The following is a 22,290-nucleotide window of genomic DNA, read 5'->3' on the forward strand; positions in this document are numbered from 1 at the left end:
AGAACTCATAGTAAACTCTGTTTTTGTCTTTTACTTCTCTGTAGTAGTTTTTGTGGTAAAGTTCTCCGTACTGCATTCGGTTTTTAAGTTGTTCCTTTCGGGAAGTGTGAAGAATCTCTGCCAGTGTATCTCCAAAATCAACAATCCTTACCTTTTTTCGTTTGGTTGGTCCGATGATATTCTTGTGCCTTGAACCATCATATCGGATACTGCGTCTGATTGTAAGGCACTGTTCTTCAAGATTCACATCATGCCATGCCAGACCACAGGCTTCACCGATACGAAGTCCTGCATAATAAGCTATCTGGATTGGAAGTATTGCCGGTGGATTGTAATCCTGTAGAAATTCAATCAGTCTTTCATAATCCTCTCGTGGAATTGGCTGTATATCGCCATCCATGTCATCATCAGAAAACAGGTCAACCTCATCCGTCTGGTATGGAAGTATATTGGAGAATATGTATGACACATAAAAAACTGATATGTAATTTACGTTAGCATTTTGAGTTGCCTAAATTCGAAAGTTAGGAAAATCTTAATAATTTCTCAGGCAATCCATTGTGAATTTAGATGTTGTATTTGCTATACTTAATTGGATATATGAACAAAGGAGCTGAAAATATGTCTGAAAAGATATTGATTATAGATGACGAGCAAGATATAGCGGATCTGTTGGAGGTCTACTTGAAAAACGAAAATTACGTCGTTTATAAATTTTACTGCGCAACGGATGCCATGTCGTGTATTGAAAGCGGCGACATTGATCTTGCCATTCTGGATATTATGCTCCCGGATATGAACGGCTTTTCACTTTGCCAGCTTATCCGAAAGAAATACACTTATCCAATCATAATGCTAACGGCTAAAATTGAGGAAACGGATAAAATAACGGGGCTGACATTGGGAGCGGACGATTATGTGACAAAACCCTTTCGCCCACTTGAAGTAGTTGCCAGAGTGAAAGCGCAGTTAAGACGTTACAAGAAATATTCACCCGGTATCATCACAGAGAAAATTCCATCGGAACTTTCCTATAACAAATTGTGCTTGAATGTGCAGACCCATGAATGTCTGTTAGACGGGGAACCTGTTTCTCTAACCCCGACAGAATTTTCTATTCTCCACGTCCTTTTGTCAAGTGCTGGAAATGTTGTAAGCATTGAGGAACTGTTTCATGCGGTTTGGAAAGATGAATACTACTCTAAAAACAGCAGCACAATTACTGTGCATATCCGGCATCTGCGCGAGAAACTGAACGATACTTCCGATACTCCGCAGTATATTAAAACGATTTGGGGTGTCGGCTACAAAATTTAAGCGAAAGGAGAACGCTATGAAGAGAAAATCAAATTGTTTGGCAACTATTTTATTCTTAATTTATCTGGCACTTCTGGTTTGGATCATACTGTTCAAACTACAGTTTTCAATCAGTGATCTGGATAAAGTAAGGAGTATAAACCTTATTCCTTTTCACTATGACAAAGAAGTTGGCGCAGCATTTCACTTAACAGAGGTACTCGAAAATTTCTTGATTTTTGTTCCTATGGGCATTTATCTTCAAATGCTTCTGCCAAGAACAAAATTATATGTGAAGTTCATGCTGATTGCTGGAACAAGTTTTTTATTGGAAACTATGCAGTATATCTTAGCAGTCGGACGTTCTGATATTACTGATGTACTTACAAATACGGCAGGTGGTCTTTTGGGGCTTGCTGTATATTCGATGGCAGCCCGGTTAATCGGAAATAGAATAAAAGCAAACAGACTGTTTTCCATTCTGGCAGGCATAGTAAGTGTTGTCGTGATTGGTCTGCTTGGCTTTCTTCTGTTTGCTAATCGGTAGGAGGTGTATTCTCATGTCGAATAAAGAAATGACAACAGAAAAGCGCCTTAAAGTGCGCTTATACCTATCATTGCTGGTTTATACCGTTGTTGGATATGGTTTGACCCTTATCTTGGACTACATCTTTTCAAAATTTGACAACGGTATTTTTGCATGGCTCTACTGGCGGCTTGATCTGCTTTTTATTTTGTATCTGATGCTCGGCTTTATATGTATCTTCAATTACTATTGGAAAAAGCCGTGGGGCTATCTGGATGAAGTAATTGACGCAACCCAAACGGTCTATGAGCAGAACAATCATACAGTATCGTTGTCTGAGCCACTGAAAGAACTGGAGGAACAGCTCAATCAGATTAAAATGTCTGTTCTGTTGAGCAAGCAGGCTGCAAAGCAGGCAGAAGAAAAGAAAAATGAAATTATTATGTATCTGGCACATGATATACGCACCCCTCTCACAACAGTAATCGGCTATTTGAGCCTGCTCCATGAAGCCCCTGACATGCCTGAACAGCAAAAGGAAAAGTATGTAAAAGTGGCGTTGAATAAGGCAGAGCGCCTTGAAAAGCTCATCAATGAACTTTTTGAAATTACCAAGTACAATGCACATACGGTTATTATCAAAAAAGAAACTGTGGATTTACATTGTCTGATTGCGCAGGTAATAGATGAAATATATCCGACACTCTCCGCAAATGGCAATACAGCGGTATTTACTGCGGAGGATAACTTATCCGTGAACGCTGACCCTGAAAAACTGGCGAGAGTTTTCAGTAATCTTTTACGAAATGCTGCGTCATATAGTTACCCGCAGACAGAAATCACTATATCCGCCAAACGGTTAGAGCATGATATTCAGATCACTTTTGAAAATCATGGAAAAACAATTCCACAGGAACAGCTTAACAGTATATTTGAAAAATTCAATCGCTTGGATGATGCTCGGCTTTCTAATACAGGTGGTGCGGGACTTGGTCTTTCTATTGCGGAAGAAATTATACATTTACATGGTGGAAAGATTACTGCATCCAGTCAAAACGAAACCATAGACTTTGTGATTACATTACCACTTTCCGCTTAGGAAAATAAGAATGTGATCTTAGGAATTACTTAGGAATTTAAGCGTGTGATTTTTGAGATTGAAAAGCCTTTGTTCGGTACAATGATTATCGAACAAGGGCTTTTTATTGTTCAGCTGAAGCAAAAGAAAGGAGTGTAAGCATGGAACTGAAAATAGAGCATTTAAGCAAGCAGTTCAAAGACAAAACAGCAGTAAATGATGTCAATCTGACATTGACTCCCGGCGTTTGGGGACTTTTGGGGGCGAATGGTGCAGGGAAAACCACGCTCATGCGCATGATTGCTGATATTATGACACCAACCAACGGAGCGGTTTACTATGACGGAAAAGACATTCGAGAGTTAGGTGAAGTCTACCGAAGCAAGTTTGGCTTTCTGCCGCAGGATTTTGGGTATCACCGGGATTTTACGGTCAAAGATTATTTGGAGTATATGGCTGCGCTGAAAGATATTCCTACAAGGGCAACCACCCAAAAGATCAATCATTTGTTGGACATTCTTTCGCTCTCCGATGTGAAAAAGAAAAAAATCTCCAATCTGTCAGGCGGCATGAAGCGTCGTGTTGGTATTGCGCAGGCTATGTTGAACGACCCGGAGATACTTGTCATGGACGAACCGACAGCAGGACTTGATCCCGGGGAGCGCGTGCGTCTGCGGAATTTCATTTCCGAGTTTTCGCATGATCGAATCGTGTTGATTTCCACCCATATCGTATCTGACATAGAATATATTTCTACGCGCAACGCAATTATGAAAGCCGGAGAAATTGTTGATGTCGGAACTACCGCAGAACTTGTCAAGCGGATTGAGGGCAAGGTTTGGAATTGCATAATTCCGACCTCAAAGCTGCCGGAATGTGAAATGCGGCTGCGCATTATCAATCAGCGAGGCGAAGATCACAATCAGGTTTCTATTCGTTATCTGTCCGAACATTCGGAAATTGATGGGGCTGTTACAACGGAGCCACGATTGGAAGATCTGTATCTGTGGTTGTTCCCGCAGACAGACTTGGAAAAGGAGGACAGATAATATGCGGCTCTTTAGACTTGAACTAAAACGTATTTTGAAGTCACGGCGCACCCTGATTTTACTTGCAATCGCACTTTTGCTTTCCGTAGCCATGGCATACCTGCCTATTTCATTTGAGGGTATTAACCGTCCAAACGAAGATGGCACGGTTACAGAATTAGATGGCTTGGCAGCTATCAAGTACAAACAAGATTTATATAAAACATCCGCTGGTGAAGTGACCCCGGATAGGATCAAATCGGCTTTGGAAACTTATCAAAGCTGCGTTCGAGAATATGGGCCAGTCGAGGAAGAGGGCTTTCCTCTGGCTGTATTTATTGAAAAAATCGTCCCGTTCCGTCACTTGCTGATGGGTCTGTCCGAAGCGTTTGCTGATCCAGTAACAGGCATTGGTGCTGATTTAATGGATATTGACCCGAATGACATTGACGGAGCCTATTATGAAAAGTGCGCAGAACATTTACAGGATGTCATGCGGAATGAGCAAAGAGAAAACGAAACCGCACAGCAGAAAGCTCTTGAAAAATATTCAGAACTTGATACGCCATTTTATCTTCATTCTGGAATTTCAAAAGATGCATTTGATTATATTGAGTTTTATATTTTGTTCCTTGCTATTTTGTGTGTGGCAATCGCAGCATCTACTTTCGCCGGAGAATATCAAACGGGCGGTGACAGCATCCTGCGAACCACCAAATACGGGCATAAACAATTAGCAATTACCAAAATTCTGGCGGCATTTACACTTTTCGTTGTTACTTTCCTTGTCGGGATCACGATACACATTCTGATTTTAGATGCAGCGTTCGGGACGGATTGCTTAAAAACATCGTTTCAGATGCGATACTCTATCATTAATCTGCCAAACATCAATCTGGGGCAGTTGCAGATAATTCTCGCAGCAGCGGGCTTACTTTCTGTATTAGCAACGGTTAGCTGTACGTTGTTCCTGTCTGCAAAATGTAAAGACACATTGACAGTTTTGCTGATCTCTATTGTAGTTCTTCTCATGCCGCTTTTTGCTTATGTAGCGATGGGAGCAACATGGCTCTCTACCATACTTCCATCTGCCGGAATTGGTATGCAGAACAATTTCCTTTCTCAGCTTGCAGATTTCAATTATCTGAATATCGGTGGAATGAGTTTCTGGACACCGCATGTTATTTTGATTTCGGCAGGAATTGAATTATTTGTGTTTACATTCTTGGCGATTCATTCCTATTGCAGACATCAGGTAGCATAAAAGAAGTTCAAAATAGAACGAATAGGTTATCTGCAGCGCGACGGCAAAAGAAAAAAAGCCGTCGCAGAGCAGACACATTTTCACGCGCCTATGAAACGGCGGCTTTGATTTTCAGAGCCGCCGTTTCTTTGCATTTGCACAAACCTATGATGAATTTTCCGGAAATATTGTGGTTAATAGCGATTTAAACTGTTGTATTTGTTTAAAAATTAAAAAATATCTAATGAGTCTTCCGCATCTACCCACATCTGCAAATTTCCATCAAGATATAATTTGGCATATTCAAGAGGTTCATCAATGGCGAGTGCGTTTAATGCACAGTCTGATCCTGGTGTGGTTTTTAAGTTCTTTTCAGCTTCCCAACAGTCAATGCGGAGCATATAGCCAACAGAGGTGTAAACATCAATACTGTTGCGCTTGGGATTGTATTCTGCAAATATTGTTCTCATCGTATCAAATCTCCTTATCGTTAAATCAATCATTTGTTGCAAAAATCAGAAGCATTTCAATCAGTTCACAATGTCACTTTTATTTTGTGTTATACTGTTTTATATAATTTTCTTGCCCTTGTTTTTGCCCTTATCAGAGTTCGTAAACACTGGTGGGACGATATAACGCAAGGGAAACAATAAGGGAAAGCTCACCTGCGATAAACTTTGTGTTTTCAAGGGATTGAGAGATATTTGATAATAAAATATAACAGTTATTAAATCCCTTGGAATATATGAAATCTCAATTCAGGTTTGCAAGTTATGGGATGCAGGAGAAAAGGGACTTACATTATCTGCTTTTGAATGGGAGAAGGATAGAAAAACGCTGATATATGGGCAGGTAGACTATATGTATGGAGAAGCACTTTATAAGCCTGAAATGAAAGAAGGAAATCCTATAAGGTTATATAGTTTGGATGAAATCACGGAGATATTCTGTAAATTAGGACTTCGTATTTGTAACAGCTTTGCTGATTTCAGTGGAAAGCCGAGTTCTGATAATGATATTCAATTGATGGTTTATTCCATACGGGAATAAATCTTCATCAAATCTTTATTTTTTTCTGTTAGGTTATATTTCAGTAAGAAATGAAATATAGAAGGAAGGATAGTAAAGATGGAAATGATGTTACAGACACAAAATCTATGTAAATATTTTAGAAAACAGAAAGCGGTAAATAATGTTTCACTTAATATCGAAAAGGGACAGATTTATGGACTGCTTGGACCGAATGGCGCTGGTAAATCTACCACATTGAAAATGCTGACCGGTATGATGAAACCAACTGCAGGAAAGATTTACTTTGATGGAAAACTTTTGGATAGGAAAGATTTATCAAAAATAGGAGCGTTAATTGAAAATCCGCCTATTTATGAAAATCTTTCCGCCAGAGAGAATTTGAAGGTAAGACAATTATTGATTGGTACAGATGAAAACAGAATTGATGAGGTCTTGCAGATTGTATCACTTACAAACACCGGAAAGAAGAAAGCAGGACAGTTTTCTTTGGGGATGAAGCAAAGGCTAGGCATTGCAATGGCATTGCTTGGAGAACCGGAACTTTTGATATTGGATGAACCTACGAATGGATTAGATCCAATAGGCATCGAGGAATTACGAGAGCTGATCCGGTCTTTTCCAGAACAGGGAATCACTGTAATTCTCTCCAGTCATATTCTCTCAGAGGTACAGTTACTTGCAGATAAAGTCGGGATTATTTCAGGTGGAATCTTAGGATACGAAGGAGCATTAAAGCAGGGAGATAATCTTGAAGATTTGTTTATGAATGTGGTAAGAAAAAACCAGAAAGCAGGTGAAATCCATGGTTAATATTATAAAAGCAGAACATCAAAAAGCCAAAAGAACCATGCGAAAAAAGTTTATCTGGGGATTTCCTCTTCTTACATTTGTCATGGCATTTATATTTACTCTTGGGATGACAAATGCTTATGCAGAAAGTGTTTGGAACTGGTGGTATACACTTTTGCTGCCGGGGATGATTGCTCTATTTTGTTATCTTTCTGTGGCGCAGGAGAAAAAGATAAAATACTATCATTTAATGACTATTCCCACAGACAGAAGAAAATTGTTGCTGGGGAAAATTATTTATATTGGGTACATGATTTTGTTTTCTAATGTGATTGTGTTTGCAGGAGCAACGCTTGGAGGCTTTCTTCTAACGACACATGTTCCAGTTGGAGGAGCGTTGATTGCAGTATTGTTTCTGACGGTTTCTGAGTTATGGGAGATTCCGGTAGCTTTATTTTTAAGTGAACGATTTGGAATGATTGTAAACCTGTTCGTCTGCCTATTTATTACCGTCAGCGGTGTGGTAATATCACAAACCAGAATCTGGTATGTACTTGTTTCTGCAATCCCTATGCGAATGATGTGCCCGTTGCTTCATGTTTTACCAAATGGACTTGCCGCAGAAGCAGGGAATCTTCTTTTGGATACGGGAGTCATTGTTCCGGGAATGTGTCTCTCAATCATCTGGTTTGTTTTTGTAACGGTTCTGTTTTTGAAATGGTTTGAGAGAAGAGAGGTGAAATAAGATGATTGGAAGATCTCTTAATGCAGACTTGCGAAAGATGAAAGGAACATCTGTGATTCTGGCACACTTACTGATTCCGATTATAACTAGCGTTATATTTTTAATATATTACTTTTTTTCACCATGGAATGAAAATATGAAAGTGATTGCATTTTATCAGGCAATAGGAGCAGGACTTCCGGTACTTATTGGAATTTTTACAGCAAGTGTGATGGAACAGGAACAAAATGCAGGTGATTTTCAAAATCTGTTGTCTTTACCGGATAAACCTGCAGCATTTTTATCGAAACTGTTGATGCTACTGGTTTTGTGTCTGTGCTCTATCCTATTGACAGCAATCATATTCGGAATTGGATTTGGAAGAATCGCATCAAGCGATATCGAAATCATGAAAGGATGTATATTTGCAGCATTGCTGCTGTGGGGAAGCAGTGTTCCACTTTATCTGTGGCAGCTGATTCTGGCTTTTCAGTTTGGAAAAGGGGTATCCATTGGAGCAGGGATTATATCAGGACTAATTAGTGCATTGATGCTTACCGGACTTGGAGATTATGTGTGGAAATATGTATTTGTCTGCTGGACGGGTAGAGTACCATATACTTATCTGCAATCTGTATTGGGAGAAACTAGTGTAGGTGAATGGTTGTCATTCATACCAGGTTGTTTAATATTTACAGGGATTAGTATGGTATACTATTTTTGGTGGGTAAACCACTGGGAAGGAAACAGAATATCGGAATAGAATCGAGGGAAACTATGGCAAAAATACTGGCAGTTGATGATGAACCGGCAATTCTGGAAATGATAGAAAGCATTTTGAATAAGGATGGACATCTGGTTACCAAAGTAAGTAATCCGCTGAAACTTAATATGGAAGAATTACATCGTTATGACCTGATTTTACTTGACATTATGATGCCTGGAATGGACGGCTTTGAATTATGCAAAAGAATCAGGGCACTTGTGGATTGTCCGATTTTGTTTCTTACGGCAAAAACGGAGGAAAACAGTCTGGTAAACGGACTTTCTTTAGGAGCAGATGATTATATTTCAAAGCCATTTGGAGTGATGGAACTTCGGGCAAGGATCAATGCACATCTTAGAAGAGAGCACAGGGAACATTCTGTCCGGATGGTTTTAGGGAGAGTCTGCATTCAGATGTCTCAAAAGAAACTGTTGATGGATGATAAAGAACTTCCGTTTACGAAAGCAGAGTACGAAATCTGTGAATTTCTGGCTAAAAACAGGGGACAGGTTTTCTCGAAAGAACAGATTTTAGAAGAGGTCTTTGGTTTTGACAGTGAGAGTAATGACAGTACCATTATCACGCATATCAAAAATATAAGAGCAAAATTTGCGGATTATGATTATACACCGATAAAAACAGTCTGGGGGATTGGATATAAATGGGAAGAGTAAAGAGAAGCAATGCACTCAGCTGGATTTTTATGAGATATGTACTGGTCATGCTTGGATCATTAGTAGGTTTGGTGATTGTTGCTTGGCTGCTGCTGTACCTTTTGATTAGTGTGGGCTGTATCTATCCGGCGAATTATGCAGAGCAAAAGATTAATGAAGCATATGATACGATTTTACGTGCGGATAAAGTAACTGCTGAGATGATTCCTGCACTTTGTGATTATGTAATCTTTTCAGAGAATGGAGAGAAAATAGGTGGAGATCTGTCAGAACAATACGAACAGATAGCATGGAATGTTGCAAAGTACGGAAACGCATCCGGGAAATATTTTTATAAAGTAATTGTAAGGGAAAATGAATATGTTGTATTGCAATATCGCCTGACACCTCAATATCATTCAGCTTTTTTGAGGGAGCATTTTATAGGACCACAGAATGTGATGAGTATTATGTCAGTGATTGGAGCGGTAGCGATTATCATCATTCCGTCCATACGTTTTGGAAAAAGAATCAAAAAGCAGATGCAGCCTGTATTAGACGCAATCAGACAAATAAAGGATCAAAATCTGGAATATGAGACATCCTGTTCCGGTATCAAAGAGTTTGATGACTGTTTATCGGCAATCGATGATATGCGAGATGCATTGCGAGAATCTTTAGAAAAGCAGTGGAAAACAGAGCAGGAAAAGAAACAACAGATGTCTGCTTTGGCGCATGATATTAAAACACCTCTTACGATTGTACGGGGAAATGCAGAACTACTTTCAGAGACTGAACTGACCACAGAACAGAAGAATAATATCACTTATGTTTTGAACGGCACAACACAGATACAAAGTTATGTAAAACAGTTGATAGATGTCACAAAATCATGGAATTGCAGTGATGTTACCTATACAACGGTGAGGTTAGAAGATTTTTTCGCAGATATAAAGGAACAGGCACTCGGACTGGTAGAAATCTATCACCAGAAAATAGATTGGAAGGCGGGACAAAGTGATAAAAAGGTAACGATTGCTTATGATCCAATGTTCCGGGCCGTAATGAATATGATTCAGAATGCAGTGGAGCATACAAAAGAAAATGGAATCATTTATATTGACGCAAAGGAGCAGGATGGCCGGCTGACATTCATTGTGGAGGATAGCGGATCAGGATTTACAAAAGAAGCATTATTGCATGGCACAGAGCAGTTTTTTATGGATGACACAAGTAGAAATGGCGAAGCCCATTATGGGATGGGACTATTTTTTGCAAAAACTGTGGCTGAAAAATATGGTGGAGGTATTAAACTTTCAAATTCTGAAAATACAGGTGGGGCGAGGGTAGAAATATTTTTCCTGAGTAGTCAAGAAACAAGCTAAATAGACCGCAATTAAGCTATGTAAAAGAAATTTTACATGCTTTTATCTAATATGTAAAAGCCTTTTGATAGACATTACTACTACGTTTGCTGTAATAGTATATGTAGGATTCCTTCTTTGGAAGAAGTATAAAAGTATAAAAGAGTAATGAATATTGTAAAAGGCATTCCCATTAACAGCAGTAAAGATATCATTTATATTCTTATCTAAGGAGGCTGTTCTTGATATAATAATGTGTAATTATACTTTACTATCATAAAGTTAAGAGGATACAGGTACTGAGAAAATGACAGTATCTGTATCTTTTTTTGTTATTTTAAGGAAGACGAGAGCAATATTCTGAAAACCGCTTGAGATTTCGGAAAAAATCTGATATAATACTGCTGTATATTTATGGGGTGGGGGATTTATATCCTTTTTGCGTTTGTCGGAAGGATGGTGGTTTGATATTGAAGTCCTAACCACGACCGGCAAATCAATCTTTTCCGGTTAAACCTTCTGTCATCTCCGGTGTGTCCGCTGTCGGAGGAAGTAAATAGCGGACAATTAAAAAATGGAGGAACTGTTATGAAGAAAAAACTATTTGCAATCCTATTCAGCATTGTAATGGTAGCTGGACTCCTGCCTGCCACAGCACTGGCAGCGGAACCCACAGTCTACGACATCTGGGTAGACGGCGTACAGGTCACGTCTGAGAATAAGGATAATCTTTGCAGCGGAACAGTAAGCTATGACCCGACCACTCACACCTTGTCTTTGAACAATGCTACCCTTGACAGCGACACCATGTCAGACTACGGTATTAAAACGACTATCCCCAGTACGTTGAAGATACGGTTGACCGGGACAAATAGTATTACCCGAACCTATTCCGGCGGAGGAATAGCAATAGCCCCCAATTCCGGCAATTCTGTCGAGATTACCGGTGATGGAACACTGGTAATCAATGTTAACGGAAGTACCTACGATGGAATTAGCGCAGGGGCTGACGTCAAGATTTCCGATAAAGCAAAGGTCGTAATAAACGCTGAAGGCGGATTGGGCATAGTCGGAAGATCGGTCGAAATTGACGGGGCAAAAGTGGATTCCATCGGCTTGTATGCCGGAATCGATGCCCATAGGCTGAAGATTGTAAACGACGCCGATGTTACGCTTAAGGCAACCCAGGACGGACGCAACGGAGCATATATCTGGAAAGATCAAGAAGGGAACGGCGGCGATATTGAACTTGCTGCATCTAAAGTTAAAGCAACAAGCTATTATCCCGGTCTGTATGCTGCAGGTGATCTGACGGTTAACGGAGGCGAGGTAAACTGTACCTCTACTGCGGACGGTGCAATATGGGCAAAAGGCAATATTCTGCTCAAAGGAGGCGCCAAAGTAACCACTGACGGTAAATTCCCGATGGGCGGTAACGGTACTTTTACCGTAGAAGAAGCAGAGATTGATGCAAAGAATACGAATGAGAATAATATCCCTGCAATTTTCGATGAATGTGTGCCTGTGATAGCCGATGGCTATCATCTGAACTATGCAAAAGCTGTAGACTCGGAAGGAACAGAAATTGACCTGCTTTCCAGCGGTACTCAGTACTTTGCACTTTATAAAAATGTTCATTTTATCACAAAGGCTGTCTATCCGGTTTCTTTCGTTGTAACGCCAGACGGTCTGACCAATGTTGTTGTTAAAGTGAATGGTCAGGAGGTTACCGGCTCTGTCAGTTTGGAAGCAGGAACTTACCCTGTTGAAGTAACAGCCGATAACTGCAAAGCATACACCGGCAATATAACGATTACCGCCGATGTGGCAACGCATACGCAGACGGTTGCAATGACTTATTTACCTGCCGACTACACTAAGGTCGACGAAGCCATTGCCAAGGCAAATACACTGAACAAGGACAACTACAAGGACTTCACCGCCGTGGAAGCTGCCGTCAAAGCTGTTGTCCGTGACAAGAACATCACTGAACAGAGCGAAGTTGACGCAATGGCGAAGGCTATTGAAGATGCCATTGCTGCCCTGCAATACAAGGGTGCTGACTACACTAAGGTTGATGCAGCCATTGCCAAAGCAAATGCACTAAACAAGAATGACTACAAGGATTTCTCCAGTGTGGAAGCTGCTGTCAAGGCTGTTGTCCGTGGTAAAAATATTACGGAGCAATCCGAAGTAGACAAGATGGCAAAGACTATCGAAGATGCGATTGCTGCTCTTGAGAAAAAACCTGCCAGTACCAAACCGGGAACATCCGATAAGAGTCCCCAGACCGGCGATACAAGCAACCTTGCACTGTGGATTGCCCTGTTGTTCATCAGCGGCTGTGCAGCCATTGGCACAACGGTTGTAAGCAGGAAGAAAAAGTACAACAGATAATTGAATAGCGTTCCCTTGCTCCATCTTACGAGCAAGACAAAAGCGTCGTAGCAATACGGCGCTTTTTTGTTACCGGGAAGTGACAAACAGCGGCTTTTGAATGGTTGGCGGTAAAGGATATCGCCGCTAAAACAAAGCCGCTCATATCGAAAGAAAACGCCCAAAATCGCCCCGAAACCATACAGCGGGGTCAGGTTTTGGGCGTTTCTGCGTTTCGGGAGCAAATCGGCAATTAGGCAGCGAAAAGGAGGTGCCCGCTATGCCCCGTATGCCGAAATACCTCAAGAGAGAATGGGCGTTCTTTCTTGATGAGCGTGGCAGGAAGAAATACAACGAGCTTTGCAGGAAATGCGAAAGGAGCTGCAAGCAGAGCTTTGTCAACTTGCCCTTTGAGAGAGGAAAAATCCTTTTCTCAAAGGGCTTTTTCTATTTGTACGGATATTCGCAAACTACAAGATAAATCCAAAACTTCATATACAGACTTAGGTAGCACCTGAAATACAAAAGAGATTGCTTCTGTCAAGACTAGAAGCAGAAAGCCTGAAAGAGCGTGATATTCTCTGCCCGACTTGCGGGTTCAGGATACAGAGAGTTTTTTCAGACGCAACCGGATATTTGAGTGTGAAGTGTCAGAAATGCAAGAATGTCCACATCTTAAATCTCGCTTACTTCTGAAGAATCCGTAGGAACGGATACTGCAGGAATTGCAGGCGATGAAGATTACAAGTAAATATCGAAACGATTTCTAATCGAGTAAGCAGAGATAAGCAATTTATTTGCTAAACTACCAAGCACCGTACGAAGCCGGATAAGTGAAGAATGTCAAACGAATTGTATTAGTTAATCTGGATCTTCTTGATGAATATCTGGAAGCATTCCGTGATGAAGAATTTTGATGAAAGAACAGGAGAAACAACATATGTGTAAAGTGATATCCATTACAAACCAGAAAGGCGGAGTAAACGTACCCAGATTTATCTGTACAATAACCAGTTCAAGGAAGCTATGCTGATCAATGGATTCTGGCCGAGAGATTCGAGCGAATTGAACTGGGTATTTCATATTCAGGCAAGCTCTCCGGCAATCAGGACACAGGCAGATGGTTATCCTGGTATCCCAATCATTGGACGTCAGGAACTAAATGAGTACAGAAAGAAAAAGCTGTGCTGATTGTATTTTTATTGTACTTGCCTCAATTGTAATCCAAGATTCCATACCCACTATCTTAGATAAGTGCATCGAAATAAGTGAAATATCAATACAATTGTATTGAATTAGCAATAAAATGGCATTATAATGAAGAAAAAAGGAGGTATCTAAAATGGCAAGTACAATTCAGATCAGGGTAGACGATGACTTAAAAAATAAATCAGATCAGCTTTTTAAAGATCTTGGAACTGATACGACATCAGCAATAAGGATGTTTTTAACGCAGGCGGTTGCATATAATGGATTTCCATTTGAAATAAAACGAACTGTGCATAATCCTTATACATCTATGACAGAAGAAGAGATGCTTCAAAGACTGGAACAATCCAGAGAATCTTCAAAAAAGGGAAATTACCGAAATGCGGAAGATGTGATTTCAGATATGAGAGGAAAATATGGATTATAAAGTAGTTGTAACAGATGAAGCAGAAGAAGACTTGAATCAGTTTATACAGTATCTGCTTTTCGCCAAGAAAAATAAACAGGCAGCAAGAAATGTGCTTGATGATTTTGAGGATACTGTAAAAAGGTTAAAGTATGTAGCGAGTAGTTTGAAAATATGTGACAATCCACATTTACAGAGTTTTGGATATCGTCGAATAAATTTTCAACAGCACAGATATTTTATGTTGTACAGAATAGAAAATGATGTTGTATATGTGGATGATATTTTCCATGAGTTACAAGATTATGAAAACAGAATAATATAAATTGAATCTTGGCAATAAAAAGATCATTTACTGTAAAACCGTAGAGGGTCTTTTTTTGTACCTTTTTGGGAAGGAGGAGAGATTTATAGCCGAAAAAGAATTTAAAGGTAAAGGCTGAACCAGAGACTGTAACAGATGATTCGGCTGTGGCGGCTCCTGATATCAGCAATAGCTTCGGAAAATGGTCTTGTATTGCCTGTGGAAATATCGTCCATGACGGATGGAACCAGGGTGAAGCATATGCATCTGCAGAAATAACGAGAAAGTCTGTCTGCATGAATTAAGATATCGGAGAATTCCTGAAAGAACTGTAGACTTGTGCAGAAGGAGAAGAAGTGTCTACAGACCAAGAGGAAGATGTAAAAACCAGAAAACCGCGAATATGGTGGATGCAGATTTGTTGTAGAGCTACCAAAGCAGAAAGATGAGATTACCTGACATATATGAAAAATTTTATTGCAAAGCTATACTATATGTGTTATTCTAACGTCACGCGGATGACGATTCTTGTTATCTGCCAAAGGTATCTATTTAATTTCATTCATTTCGGAGGCTTAGAGTATCGGGCGTTATTCCAAAGTGATGAACGTGTGACAAGTGAATATAGGCTGGGAAGAAACCTGGTGCGACACAGAATGTTATTTGAAGAATAGCATATCCAACTGGAATATACTATTAATATATGGTAAAATATCTTTAGATAATCTTTTCTCAGACTATAGGAAGTTGTCGGAGAGGAGAGTATATGTCAAAAAGAACAGGAACTAAGGTACAAAAGAACCGCACAGATGACGAGTTTATCATGCTTCCAACCGTGGATTTTTGTTTCAAAGAACTGATGAGAAATGAAAAGGTACGAAAAGGAATTATTGCAGCGTTGTTGGGAGTAAGACCGGAAGAAATCAAGGAGACAAGATTATTGCCGACCGTACTCAGAAAAGAGTATGAAGATGATAAATATGGGGTTTTGGATGTGCGTGTTGAAATGCATGATGGTACACAGATAGACTTTGAGATGCAGGTGGCAGAATTTGATTTCTGGAAAAAGCGCATTGTGTTTTATCTGAGCAAGATGGTCACAGATCAGATTCATAAAGGCGATGATTATGACAAAATTCAGAAATGCATCCATGTCAGTATCCTGGATTTTGTACATTTCCCGGAGGATAGCAGGTGCTATCGGAAGATTACATTTTGTGATACCAAGACGGGAGAAGTTTATACAGATGTTATGGAGATTCATGTGTTGGAATTGGGAAAATTACCACCGGAAGATCAAAATGAAGAAGGGATCATAAGGTGGATGCGATTCCTTAATGCAAAGAGCCGGAAGGAGTTAAAAGAGATGGCAAAGCAGGACGAGTATTTTGGAGAAGCGTATGAAGAACTGGACAGACTCAGTGCGGACGAGAAGAAGCGTCTGGAGTATGAGACGAGATTGAAGTATAAACGGGATAAGTATGCGCAGCTCCATTATGCGACCAGGATTGGAAGAGAAGAAGGCGAGCGAATTGGCAGGGAAGAAGGTGCAAAACAGATTAATGAATTGCATAAGCGGTTGATAGAACTTGGAAGAATAGATGATTTAAAACGAGCCGTCGAGGATTCTGATTATCAGGGGCGGTTGTTAAAGGAGTTGAAATTGTAGCACGCAGATAGACTTTGAGATACAGGTGGCAGAATTTGATTAATAACAATATTGTGTCGCAGAGTGTTGCACTCTGCGACACATAAATCCTCTATTTTGGCTTTAGAATAGCTCATTTGAGAGCGATACACAATCTTTTTTCGACTAAAAATCTGTTAGAAACGGTTGCTTTTCTGGCTCCCCGGCAAGTATAATAAAGAAACGTGATATACGTTAAAAAATACAGTTGGGAGAATATTATCAGCTCCACAATTTCCATGAATTCTATCAAAGAGCTTGGGTTTGAAGTTGGAAAGGCAGCTTACGCAGTTATTGAAGCAACATCTGTAATGGTTGGAATCGATGACTAATAAAAAATTTCATGTATCTGTGTAAAGAATTTTTATATAAAAGCTCATTTTACAGGGATTACAGGGCACTCTACCACTGGTAGGGTGCTTTTTTAGAGCCTGTCTGCTAGAATTTATTTACAGGATAACGAAGGAGGTTGTGATATGGCGAACTCAAAAGCGACCGGAACATTTATTGCAGAGTGTAGGAAAGAAAAAGGGCTTACACAGAAGGCTCTCGGGGAAAAGCTGAATGTAACAGACCGGGCAGTATCGAAGTGGGAGACCGGAGTTTCCCATAGTTAAAGATACCACACCAAATATGATGAACCCACGCTTATACACTACCAGCTATAATAAGCCGTAAGGACAGCAATTTGACACTGCTGTCCTTTCTTTTATAAAATTGCAGTACACAGAAAAAAGCTGTAAAATGAAAAATATATTTGTCCTTGTAACAATTCTCGGACATTTGCCTGTTATACTATCTGCAAAAAGAAAAGGAAGTGACAATATGAAGCAGATTTTAATTGTCGAAGACGATAATCTTTTGAATAAAACGCTTACTTATAATTTGGAACTGGACGGTTACACAATAACTTCTGTTCTGAATGCAAGGACAGCCGCTGAATCATTAAAAACAAACATTTTTGATTTGGTATTGCTGGATATAAATTTACCAGACGGAAATGGTTATGACCTATGCCGTCTTATCAAGCCAGAGCATCCTGATACAGTAGTTATATTTCTAACTGCCAACGATCAGGAAAGCGATCAGATACGAGGATATGAAGCTGGTGCAGTGGATTATATCACGAAACCTTTTTCGATTAGTGCTTTGCAGCGAAAGATCAAAGCCATGTTCGCTATGTTGGAACATCACAAACCAGCTAAGGATATTTACGAGGATGGTAGCCTGTTTCTGGATTTTTCGGAACAATTTGCAAGTTTGAACGGGAAACCATTAGCGCTTTCTGCGATGGAATATAAAATGCTGAACCTATTTCTTAAAAATCCGAAGCAGGTACTTACCCGCCAACAACTTTTGGAAAGACTGTGGGACATTGATGAAAAATATGTAGATGAACATACCCTTACTACTTCTATCAGCCGCATTCGCAGTAAGATTGAAGCGGATGGCGACACATATATCAAAACGGTTTACGGTATGGGTTATCAATGGACAGGAGGCGAAAAGAAATGAAACTGAATAACCTTTCTGCTAAGAAAATTTGTAGACTGATTAGTACTGGCATGGTTTTCTCTATGCTGGTAATTACTGGTATTTTCGGCGGTATAATGCAGGATACACGAATTTTCATAGCGGGTGGAACATTGACACTCTGTGCATTTTTCTGGATTTGGCTATTGGTGCTGTTTTTTGGAAAACGCCTTTCTCATTTTACTTCTAATTTGTGCCGGACGCTGGACAACATGATTGATGGAAACGAGGAATTACAAAAGTCAAATGATAGTGAAACTCTTTTTGCCCGTATCAACCACCGCTTAATCCGGTTGTATGAGATTATGCAGAAAAACCGACACAAGGTAGACATGGAACGACAGGAGCTTCAAATGCTGATTTCTGATATTTCGCATCAAGTAAAAACGCCTGTCAGCAATTTGCAAATGGTAACGGACACACTTTTAACAAAGCCTGTTTCAGAAGAAGAACGGATGGACTTTTTACAAGGCATACGCAGTCAGACTGATAAACTGGATTTTCTGTTCCAAGCACTGGTTAAAACATCCCGGTTGGAAACCGGAGCGATACGATTAGAAAAGAAAGACAGCAGCTTATTCCATACGCTTGCACAAGCCATGAGCAGTATTGTATATGCCGCAGAGAAAAAAGAAATTGCTGTATCTGTGGATTGCCCGGAAAATTTGATAATCTCCCATGACAGCAAGTGGACAAGCGAAGCCCTTTTCAATCTGCTGGACAATGCAGTAAAATACACTCCGTCAGGTGGAAAGATTTCTGTATCAGTGGTTCAGTGGGAAATGTACGTAGAGGTCAAAGTGACCGACACCGGCAAGGGCATTTCAGAAAACAATCAGGCTGCCATCTTCCGGCGCTTCTATCGTGAGGAAGAAGTACATGATCAACAGGGTGTAGGAATAGGTTTGTATTTGGCTCGTGAGATTGTAACAAGGCAAGGGGGCTATATCAAGGTCGTTTCAGAGCTGGGGCAAGGCTCAGAATTTTCTATTATGCTTCCTGTAAGGTAAGATATAACCACTTTTTTTGAAATGTCCGAGCGTTGTAACATTTCACCCTGATTTTCGATAAAAATTTTTTCTATCTCGGACATTTGTGTAACATTTGTGGTTTACAATGGCTTTATCAACAGATAGAAAGCCTTGAAAGGAGCATTTGAATATGAGCATTTTACAAACAATCGACTTAAAGAAGTATTACGGCACAGAACCAAATATTACTCGTGCCCTTAATGGTGTAAATTTTACTGTGGAACAGGGAGAATTTGTTGCCGTAGTTGGAACTTCCGGCAGCGGTAAGTCTACATTGCTTCACATGATGGGAGGACTTGATACCCCCACTTCCGGCAGCGTGGTTGTACGGGGAGAAGAACTCGCAAAAAAGAATGATGATGAATTGACAATTTTCCGCCGTCGTAACATCGGATTTATCTTCCAAAATTATAATCTGGTTCCGATTTTGAATGTATATGAAAATATCGTCCTGCCTGTGGAACTGGATGGCGATACAGTAGACCAGAAATTTATGGACGAAGTTGTGTATATGTTGGCTTTAGAAGATAAACTGGAAAATATGCCGAACAATCTTTCAGGCGGTCAACAGCAACGTGTAGCGATTGCACGAGCTTTAATTACGAAGCCTGCGATTATCCTTGCTGATGAACCGACCGGAAATCTTGATAGCAAGACCAGTGCAGATGTGTTAGGGCTTTTGAAGCGTACCAGCGGAGAATTTAATCAGACCATTGTAATGATTACTCACAACAACGAGATCGCTCAACTCGCAGACCGCATTGTACGGATTGAAGATGGTAAAATTGTTGGCTAAAGGAGGTGGGAATTATGAATTATCCTTTTGAAAATGATACCAGTGCAGTAATTAAAAAATTAGCACGAAAAAGTGTGCGTTTTGATAAGAAGAAAAACTTATTTTGCCTTTCGGCAATTATTGTAGCCGTTGCTATGATAATGATGTCGTTGCTCACAGTGCAAAATATCATTTATCAAAATCAGAAAGAAATCGAAGGATTACATCAAGGAATTTTCTTTGACATTACGCAGGACAGTAAAGAAAAGTTTTTAGCAAACGAAGAAGTAAAAAGTGTAGGACTTTCCTGTAATATCAAAACAGTGAAAGAAAATTCTAAAGAACTGTCTCTGATTTATTATGATGATGACATGCTTAGTTTGATTCCTGCCTTTGACGGAAAATATCCAGAGAAAGCAAGTGAAATTGCTGTTACAGATGCCTTTTTTGCCAGTGAAAATAAGTCTCCGGAAATCAACGCCATAGTTCAGTTGAATCTGGATGGTACTTTGAAGAATTATACTATTGTTGGTATTTACCATGATAAAACTTCTACCGCTTATCCTGTTTTTGTTTCACTTGAAAAATGCCGGGAATTACGTGGAAATGACCTGCTTAATGGATATGTTTGGCTTGAAAATGCAGATACCCTTACAAAAGACGAAGCAACAGAAATATTATCTCAAATTTCAGAGGAGACTGGACTGAATAATTGGACAGTCAGCAGTTACTATGATTATGTAAATACAACTTTGTCCTTCAGTAATTATGCGGTATATGGTGTAGTTGCTGCCATTTTGTTTTTAGCTGCCGCACTTGTAATTTACAGCATTTTCTATATTTCGGTTGGACAAAAAGTTGCTGAGTTCGGACAGCTTCGGACAATAGGGGCAAGTAAAAAGCAAATTTATAAAATAGTTCTTAAACAGGGTTATATGCTTGCAGTTCCGGGGATTTTAATTGGTAGTATCATGGGAACGATCATCAGCTATTGTCTGCAATCAAAAGGCTGGTCAGTATTTGCATTTATTGTTTCTCTATGTGGCGCATGCCTTTTTGGAATACTGCTTGTTTATATTAGTGTTCGTAAACCAGCAAAAATTGCAGCGAATACTTCTCCAATTTCCGCCCTGAAGAATCCAGTGGGAATTGTAAATTACCGCACTCACAAAAGACATCGTATTACGCCTGTATATTTAGCGAAAATCAGCTTTTCCAGAAACAGAAAAAAATCTCTATTGACCATTTTATCATTGGGACTGTGCGGAGTTATATTTTTCCTTGCAGCAAGTTATCAGAGTTCTTTTAATGCCGAGAGTATGGCTCGTTATTGGGATATGAAGTACGGAGATTTCAAAATCAGCATTGATTTAGAAAACGAAAGTGAAAATTTGGATGCTCTCTTGCAGAAAGAATATTTTTCTGATTATGTAAAGCGTGTTGGAGATATAGAGGGAGTTAGCAATATATTTACTTATGCTACCGTACCAGTTGATTTCTCAACAGACAATGATATTTCAGATAGCACCTTGATGCTCGGCTATAATGAAAAGGATTTGGCGTCGCTAAATGCAGCGGTTTTGTCTGGAAATATTACTGATGATACAGAATTAGTTGTAAGTGATCCCGAACGTATTTATGATGTTTACCATTGGAAACCTCAAATTGGGGATACTGTGACCTTTAATTTCAAAAATCATAGTGGTAAAACAATAACAAAAGCATTCAAAATTGGTGCAATCACTTCCAGCAATGATGGAATGGGTGGCTATATTTTCAGAATGCCGGAAAATATGCTCAAAGAACTTGCAGGTTATGACTGTACATACGCAATCGAAATACAAGCAGAAGCTGAATATCAGGAGATAATCGAGCAAGAACTCAAATTACTCGTTTCTGACAATAGGGATGTTCGCTTACAAACCCTTCAAGATTTTATTGTAGAACACCAATCAGACAATCGTGCAGGTTTTACATTAGCTTATGCGATTGCAGCCATCTTGTGGATATTTGCGGTTATCAATCAAATCAATCTTACTGTGACAAATCTTTTATCACAGAAACAGGAAATGGGCACACTAAAATCTATTGGTATGACAAATAAGCAGTTGGAGCAAGCATTTATGATGGAAGGTCTTTTTACTACTTTGATTGCATTGCTTATAACTGCTGTTGTTGGAATCCCCGGCGGATATGCAATCGGTATATTTTTGAAAAATGCAGGCATGTCTACGGGATTTGTATTTCCGGTTGTTGCTTTTACTCTTTTTGCTGTTGCTATGTTTATGCTTGAAAGTTTGATGACAATATTGCTTATTCATTCATGGAAGAAGCAATCTGTTATTGCAATAATGCGAAATTGACGATAGAAAGTTTTTCATATCTCGGTCAGCTCAACAATTACATTACTCTGCTGATACAGCCAGTCCGTAAATTCTTTCGGGCTGGCTGTTCCTGTTTTTACAGCCTT

At 39.7% G+C, this 22,290-nt stretch carries 24 protein-coding genes and 3 pseudogenes; 25 read left to right on the top strand and 2 right to left on the bottom strand.

Annotation, left to right across the window (positions count from 1 at the left end):
• A pseudogene (locus LI164_RS14280) lies at window positions 1-439 on the bottom strand (tyrosine-type recombinase/integrase); the annotation flags it as partial.
• 182 nt (window positions 440-621) lie between these two features.
• Between LI164_RS14280 and vanR the strand changes: the two are divergent.
• The 5 genes from vanR (at window position 622) to LI164_RS14305 (ending at window position 5,192) form a co-directional block, all read left to right on the top strand.
• Window positions 622-1,317: a VanR-ABDEGLN family response regulator transcription factor gene (gene vanR, locus LI164_RS14285; RefSeq protein WP_003505360.1), complete on the top strand. Its 696-nt coding sequence runs from the start codon at window positions 622-624 to the stop codon at window positions 1,315-1,317.
• Between the two features lie 16 nt (window positions 1,318-1,333).
• Window positions 1,334-1,843 (top strand): VanZ family protein, encoded by a 510-nt coding sequence (locus LI164_RS14290; RefSeq protein ID WP_015526351.1) that lies wholly within the window; start codon window positions 1,334-1,336, stop codon window positions 1,841-1,843.
• A gap of 13 nt (window positions 1,844-1,856) precedes the next feature.
• The gene (locus LI164_RS14295; protein ID WP_003505357.1) at window positions 1,857-2,921 is read left to right on the top strand and encodes a sensor histidine kinase KdpD; all 1,065 of its coding nucleotides are present in this window, start codon (window positions 1,857-1,859) and stop codon (window positions 2,919-2,921) included.
• Between the two features lie 140 nt (window positions 2,922-3,061).
• Window positions 3,062-3,949, top strand: a complete 888-nt coding sequence (locus tag LI164_RS14300) for an ABC transporter ATP-binding protein (RefSeq protein ID WP_003505354.1) — start codon at window positions 3,062-3,064, stop codon at window positions 3,947-3,949.
• 1 nt (window position 3,950) lies between these two features.
• Window positions 3,951-5,192, top strand: a complete 1,242-nt coding sequence (locus LI164_RS14305) for an ABC transporter permease subunit (RefSeq protein WP_003505350.1) — start codon at window positions 3,951-3,953, stop codon at window positions 5,190-5,192.
• A gap of 209 nt (window positions 5,193-5,401) precedes the next feature.
• Here LI164_RS14305 and LI164_RS14310 read toward each other — a convergent pair whose 3' ends face one another.
• Window positions 5,402-5,641, bottom strand: coding sequence for a DUF6061 family protein (locus LI164_RS14310; RefSeq protein ID WP_003505342.1), 240 nt, complete (start codon window positions 5,639-5,641; stop codon window positions 5,402-5,404).
• Between the two features lie 391 nt (window positions 5,642-6,032).
• Between LI164_RS14310 and LI164_RS14315 the strand changes: the two genes are divergently transcribed.
• From LI164_RS14315 to LI164_RS14405, 20 genes and pseudogenes are all read left to right on the top strand, one after another.
• On the top strand, window positions 6,033-6,221 hold the full coding sequence (locus LI164_RS14315) for a hypothetical protein (RefSeq protein WP_005330841.1): 189 nt from the start codon (window positions 6,033-6,035) through the stop codon (window positions 6,219-6,221).
• 78 nt (window positions 6,222-6,299) lie between these two features.
• On the top strand, window positions 6,300-7,013 hold the full coding sequence (locus LI164_RS14320) for a lantibiotic protection ABC transporter ATP-binding protein (RefSeq protein ID WP_005330842.1): 714 nt from the start codon (window positions 6,300-6,302) through the stop codon (window positions 7,011-7,013).
• Window positions 7,006-7,737 (top strand): lantibiotic immunity ABC transporter MutE/EpiE family permease subunit, encoded by a 732-nt coding sequence (locus LI164_RS14325; RefSeq protein WP_005330843.1) that lies wholly within the window; start codon window positions 7,006-7,008, stop codon window positions 7,735-7,737. Before LI164_RS14320 ends, LI164_RS14325 begins: the two co-directional genes overlap by 8 nt.
• 1 nt (window position 7,738) lies before the next feature.
• The gene (locus LI164_RS14330) at window positions 7,739-8,479 is read left to right on the top strand and encodes a lantibiotic immunity ABC transporter MutG family permease subunit (RefSeq protein ID WP_005330844.1); all 741 of its coding nucleotides are present in this window, start codon (window positions 7,739-7,741) and stop codon (window positions 8,477-8,479) included.
• A 14-nt stretch (window positions 8,480-8,493) separates the two neighbouring features.
• A complete protein-coding gene (locus LI164_RS14335; protein ID WP_005330845.1) occupies window positions 8,494-9,156 on the top strand; it encodes a response regulator transcription factor in 663 nt (220 codons plus the stop codon).
• Window positions 9,144-10,520, top strand: coding sequence for a sensor histidine kinase KdpD (locus LI164_RS14340; RefSeq protein ID WP_005330846.1), 1,377 nt, complete (start codon window positions 9,144-9,146; stop codon window positions 10,518-10,520). The genes LI164_RS14335 and LI164_RS14340 overlap by 13 nt, the downstream gene beginning before the upstream one ends.
• 384 nt (window positions 10,521-10,904) lie before the next feature.
• A pseudogene (locus LI164_RS16510) lies at window positions 10,905-10,967 on the top strand (hypothetical protein); the annotation flags it as partial.
• A gap of 63 nt (window positions 10,968-11,030) precedes the next feature.
• Complete coding sequence (locus LI164_RS14350; RefSeq protein ID WP_227087308.1) at window positions 11,031-12,896, top strand: hypothetical protein; 1,866 nt, start codon at window positions 11,031-11,033, stop codon at window positions 12,894-12,896.
• Between the two features lie 259 nt (window positions 12,897-13,155).
• A complete protein-coding gene (locus tag LI164_RS16385) occupies window positions 13,156-13,356 on the top strand; it encodes a hypothetical protein (protein WP_005330848.1) in 201 nt (66 codons plus the stop codon).
• 545 nt (window positions 13,357-13,901) lie between these two features.
• Window positions 13,902-14,066 carry a hypothetical protein gene (locus LI164_RS14355; RefSeq protein ID WP_005330850.1) on the top strand — a complete coding sequence of 55 codons (165 nt, stop codon included), beginning with the start codon at window positions 13,902-13,904 and terminating at the stop codon, window positions 14,064-14,066.
• Window positions 14,067-14,217: 151 nt separating this feature from the next.
• Window positions 14,218-14,511 (top strand): type II toxin-antitoxin system RelB/DinJ family antitoxin, encoded by a 294-nt coding sequence (locus LI164_RS14360; RefSeq protein WP_005330852.1) that lies wholly within the window; start codon window positions 14,218-14,220, stop codon window positions 14,509-14,511.
• Window positions 14,501-14,815 (top strand): type II toxin-antitoxin system RelE/ParE family toxin, encoded by a 315-nt coding sequence (locus LI164_RS14365; RefSeq protein ID WP_005330854.1) that lies wholly within the window; start codon window positions 14,501-14,503, stop codon window positions 14,813-14,815. The genes LI164_RS14360 and LI164_RS14365 overlap by 11 nt, the downstream gene beginning before the upstream one ends.
• A 363-nt stretch (window positions 14,816-15,178) precedes the next feature.
• A pseudogene (locus LI164_RS14370) lies at window positions 15,179-15,253 on the top strand (ATP-binding protein); the annotation flags it as partial.
• Window positions 15,254-15,560: 307 nt separating this feature from the next.
• Window positions 15,561-16,463 carry an Rpn family recombination-promoting nuclease/putative transposase gene (locus LI164_RS14375; protein ID WP_005330857.1) on the top strand — a complete coding sequence of 301 codons (903 nt, stop codon included), beginning with the start codon at window positions 15,561-15,563 and terminating at the stop codon, window positions 16,461-16,463.
• Window positions 16,464-16,666: 203 nt separating this feature from the next.
• Entirely contained in the window at window positions 16,667-16,813 is a 147-nt protein-coding gene (locus LI164_RS14380) for a hypothetical protein (protein WP_227087309.1), read from the top strand.
• A gap of 144 nt (window positions 16,814-16,957) precedes the next feature.
• Complete coding sequence (locus LI164_RS14385; protein ID WP_227087310.1) at window positions 16,958-17,098, top strand: helix-turn-helix domain-containing protein; 141 nt, start codon at window positions 16,958-16,960, stop codon at window positions 17,096-17,098.
• Window positions 17,099-17,306: 208 nt separating this feature from the next.
• Window positions 17,307-17,996: a response regulator transcription factor gene (locus LI164_RS14390; protein ID WP_019162604.1), complete on the top strand. Its 690-nt coding sequence runs from the start codon at window positions 17,307-17,309 to the stop codon at window positions 17,994-17,996.
• On the top strand, window positions 17,993-19,024 hold the full coding sequence (locus LI164_RS14395) for a sensor histidine kinase KdpD (protein WP_055059560.1): 1,032 nt from the start codon (window positions 17,993-17,995) through the stop codon (window positions 19,022-19,024). Before LI164_RS14390 ends, LI164_RS14395 begins: the two co-directional genes overlap by 4 nt.
• 151 nt (window positions 19,025-19,175) lie before the next feature.
• Window positions 19,176-19,841, top strand: a complete 666-nt coding sequence (locus LI164_RS14400; protein WP_055221864.1) for an ABC transporter ATP-binding protein — start codon at window positions 19,176-19,178, stop codon at window positions 19,839-19,841.
• Window positions 19,842-19,855: 14 nt separating this feature from the next.
• On the top strand, window positions 19,856-22,183 hold the full coding sequence (locus LI164_RS14405) for an ABC transporter permease (protein ID WP_008791691.1): 2,328 nt from the start codon (window positions 19,856-19,858) through the stop codon (window positions 22,181-22,183).
• Window positions 22,184-22,290: the final 107 nt, after the last annotated feature.

Source organism: Dorea sp. 210702-DFI.3.125, assembly GCF_020560945.1.
GTDB lineage: Bacteria > Bacillota > Clostridia > Lachnospirales > Lachnospiraceae > Dorea > Dorea formicigenerans.

What these genes read in the sequence shown, in the direction of transcription:
- vanR (WP_003505360.1), top strand. Translation starts at nt 622, where the DNA reads ATGTCTGAAAAGATATTGATTATAGATGACGAGCAAGATATAGCGGAT.
- LI164_RS14290 (WP_015526351.1), top strand. Translation starts at nt 1,334, where the DNA reads ATGAAGAGAAAATCAAATTGTTTGGCAACTATTTTATTCTTAATTTAT.
- LI164_RS14295 (WP_003505357.1), top strand. Translation starts at nt 1,857, where the DNA reads ATGTCGAATAAAGAAATGACAACAGAAAAGCGCCTTAAAGTGCGCTTA.
- LI164_RS14300 (WP_003505354.1), top strand. Translation starts at nt 3,062, where the DNA reads ATGGAACTGAAAATAGAGCATTTAAGCAAGCAGTTCAAAGACAAAACA.
- LI164_RS14305 (WP_003505350.1), top strand. Translation starts at nt 3,951, where the DNA reads ATGCGGCTCTTTAGACTTGAACTAAAACGTATTTTGAAGTCACGGCGC.
- LI164_RS14310 (WP_003505342.1), bottom strand. Translation starts at nt 5,641, where the DNA reads ATGAGAACAATATTTGCAGAATACAATCCCAAGCGCAACAGTATTGAT.
- LI164_RS14315 (WP_005330841.1), top strand. Translation starts at nt 6,033, where the DNA reads ATGTATGGAGAAGCACTTTATAAGCCTGAAATGAAAGAAGGAAATCCT.
- LI164_RS14320 (WP_005330842.1), top strand. Translation starts at nt 6,300, where the DNA reads ATGGAAATGATGTTACAGACACAAAATCTATGTAAATATTTTAGAAAA.
- LI164_RS14325 (WP_005330843.1), top strand. Translation starts at nt 7,006, where the DNA reads ATGGTTAATATTATAAAAGCAGAACATCAAAAAGCCAAAAGAACCATG.
- LI164_RS14330 (WP_005330844.1), top strand. Translation starts at nt 7,739, where the DNA reads ATGATTGGAAGATCTCTTAATGCAGACTTGCGAAAGATGAAAGGAACA.
- LI164_RS14335 (WP_005330845.1), top strand. Translation starts at nt 8,494, where the DNA reads ATGGCAAAAATACTGGCAGTTGATGATGAACCGGCAATTCTGGAAATG.
- LI164_RS14340 (WP_005330846.1), top strand. Translation starts at nt 9,144, where the DNA reads ATGGGAAGAGTAAAGAGAAGCAATGCACTCAGCTGGATTTTTATGAGA.
- LI164_RS16385 (WP_005330848.1), top strand. Translation starts at nt 13,156, where the DNA reads ATGCCCCGTATGCCGAAATACCTCAAGAGAGAATGGGCGTTCTTTCTT.
- LI164_RS14355 (WP_005330850.1), top strand. Translation starts at nt 13,902, where the DNA reads ATGCTGATCAATGGATTCTGGCCGAGAGATTCGAGCGAATTGAACTGG.
- LI164_RS14360 (WP_005330852.1), top strand. Translation starts at nt 14,218, where the DNA reads ATGGCAAGTACAATTCAGATCAGGGTAGACGATGACTTAAAAAATAAA.
- LI164_RS14365 (WP_005330854.1), top strand. Translation starts at nt 14,501, where the DNA reads ATGGATTATAAAGTAGTTGTAACAGATGAAGCAGAAGAAGACTTGAAT.
- LI164_RS14375 (WP_005330857.1), top strand. Translation starts at nt 15,561, where the DNA reads ATGTCAAAAAGAACAGGAACTAAGGTACAAAAGAACCGCACAGATGAC.
- LI164_RS14385 (WP_227087310.1), top strand. Translation starts at nt 16,958, where the DNA reads ATGGCGAACTCAAAAGCGACCGGAACATTTATTGCAGAGTGTAGGAAA.
- LI164_RS14390 (WP_019162604.1), top strand. Translation starts at nt 17,307, where the DNA reads ATGAAGCAGATTTTAATTGTCGAAGACGATAATCTTTTGAATAAAACG.
- LI164_RS14395 (WP_055059560.1), top strand. Translation starts at nt 17,993, where the DNA reads ATGAAACTGAATAACCTTTCTGCTAAGAAAATTTGTAGACTGATTAGT.
- LI164_RS14400 (WP_055221864.1), top strand. Translation starts at nt 19,176, where the DNA reads ATGAGCATTTTACAAACAATCGACTTAAAGAAGTATTACGGCACAGAA.
- LI164_RS14405 (WP_008791691.1), top strand. Translation starts at nt 19,856, where the DNA reads ATGAATTATCCTTTTGAAAATGATACCAGTGCAGTAATTAAAAAATTA.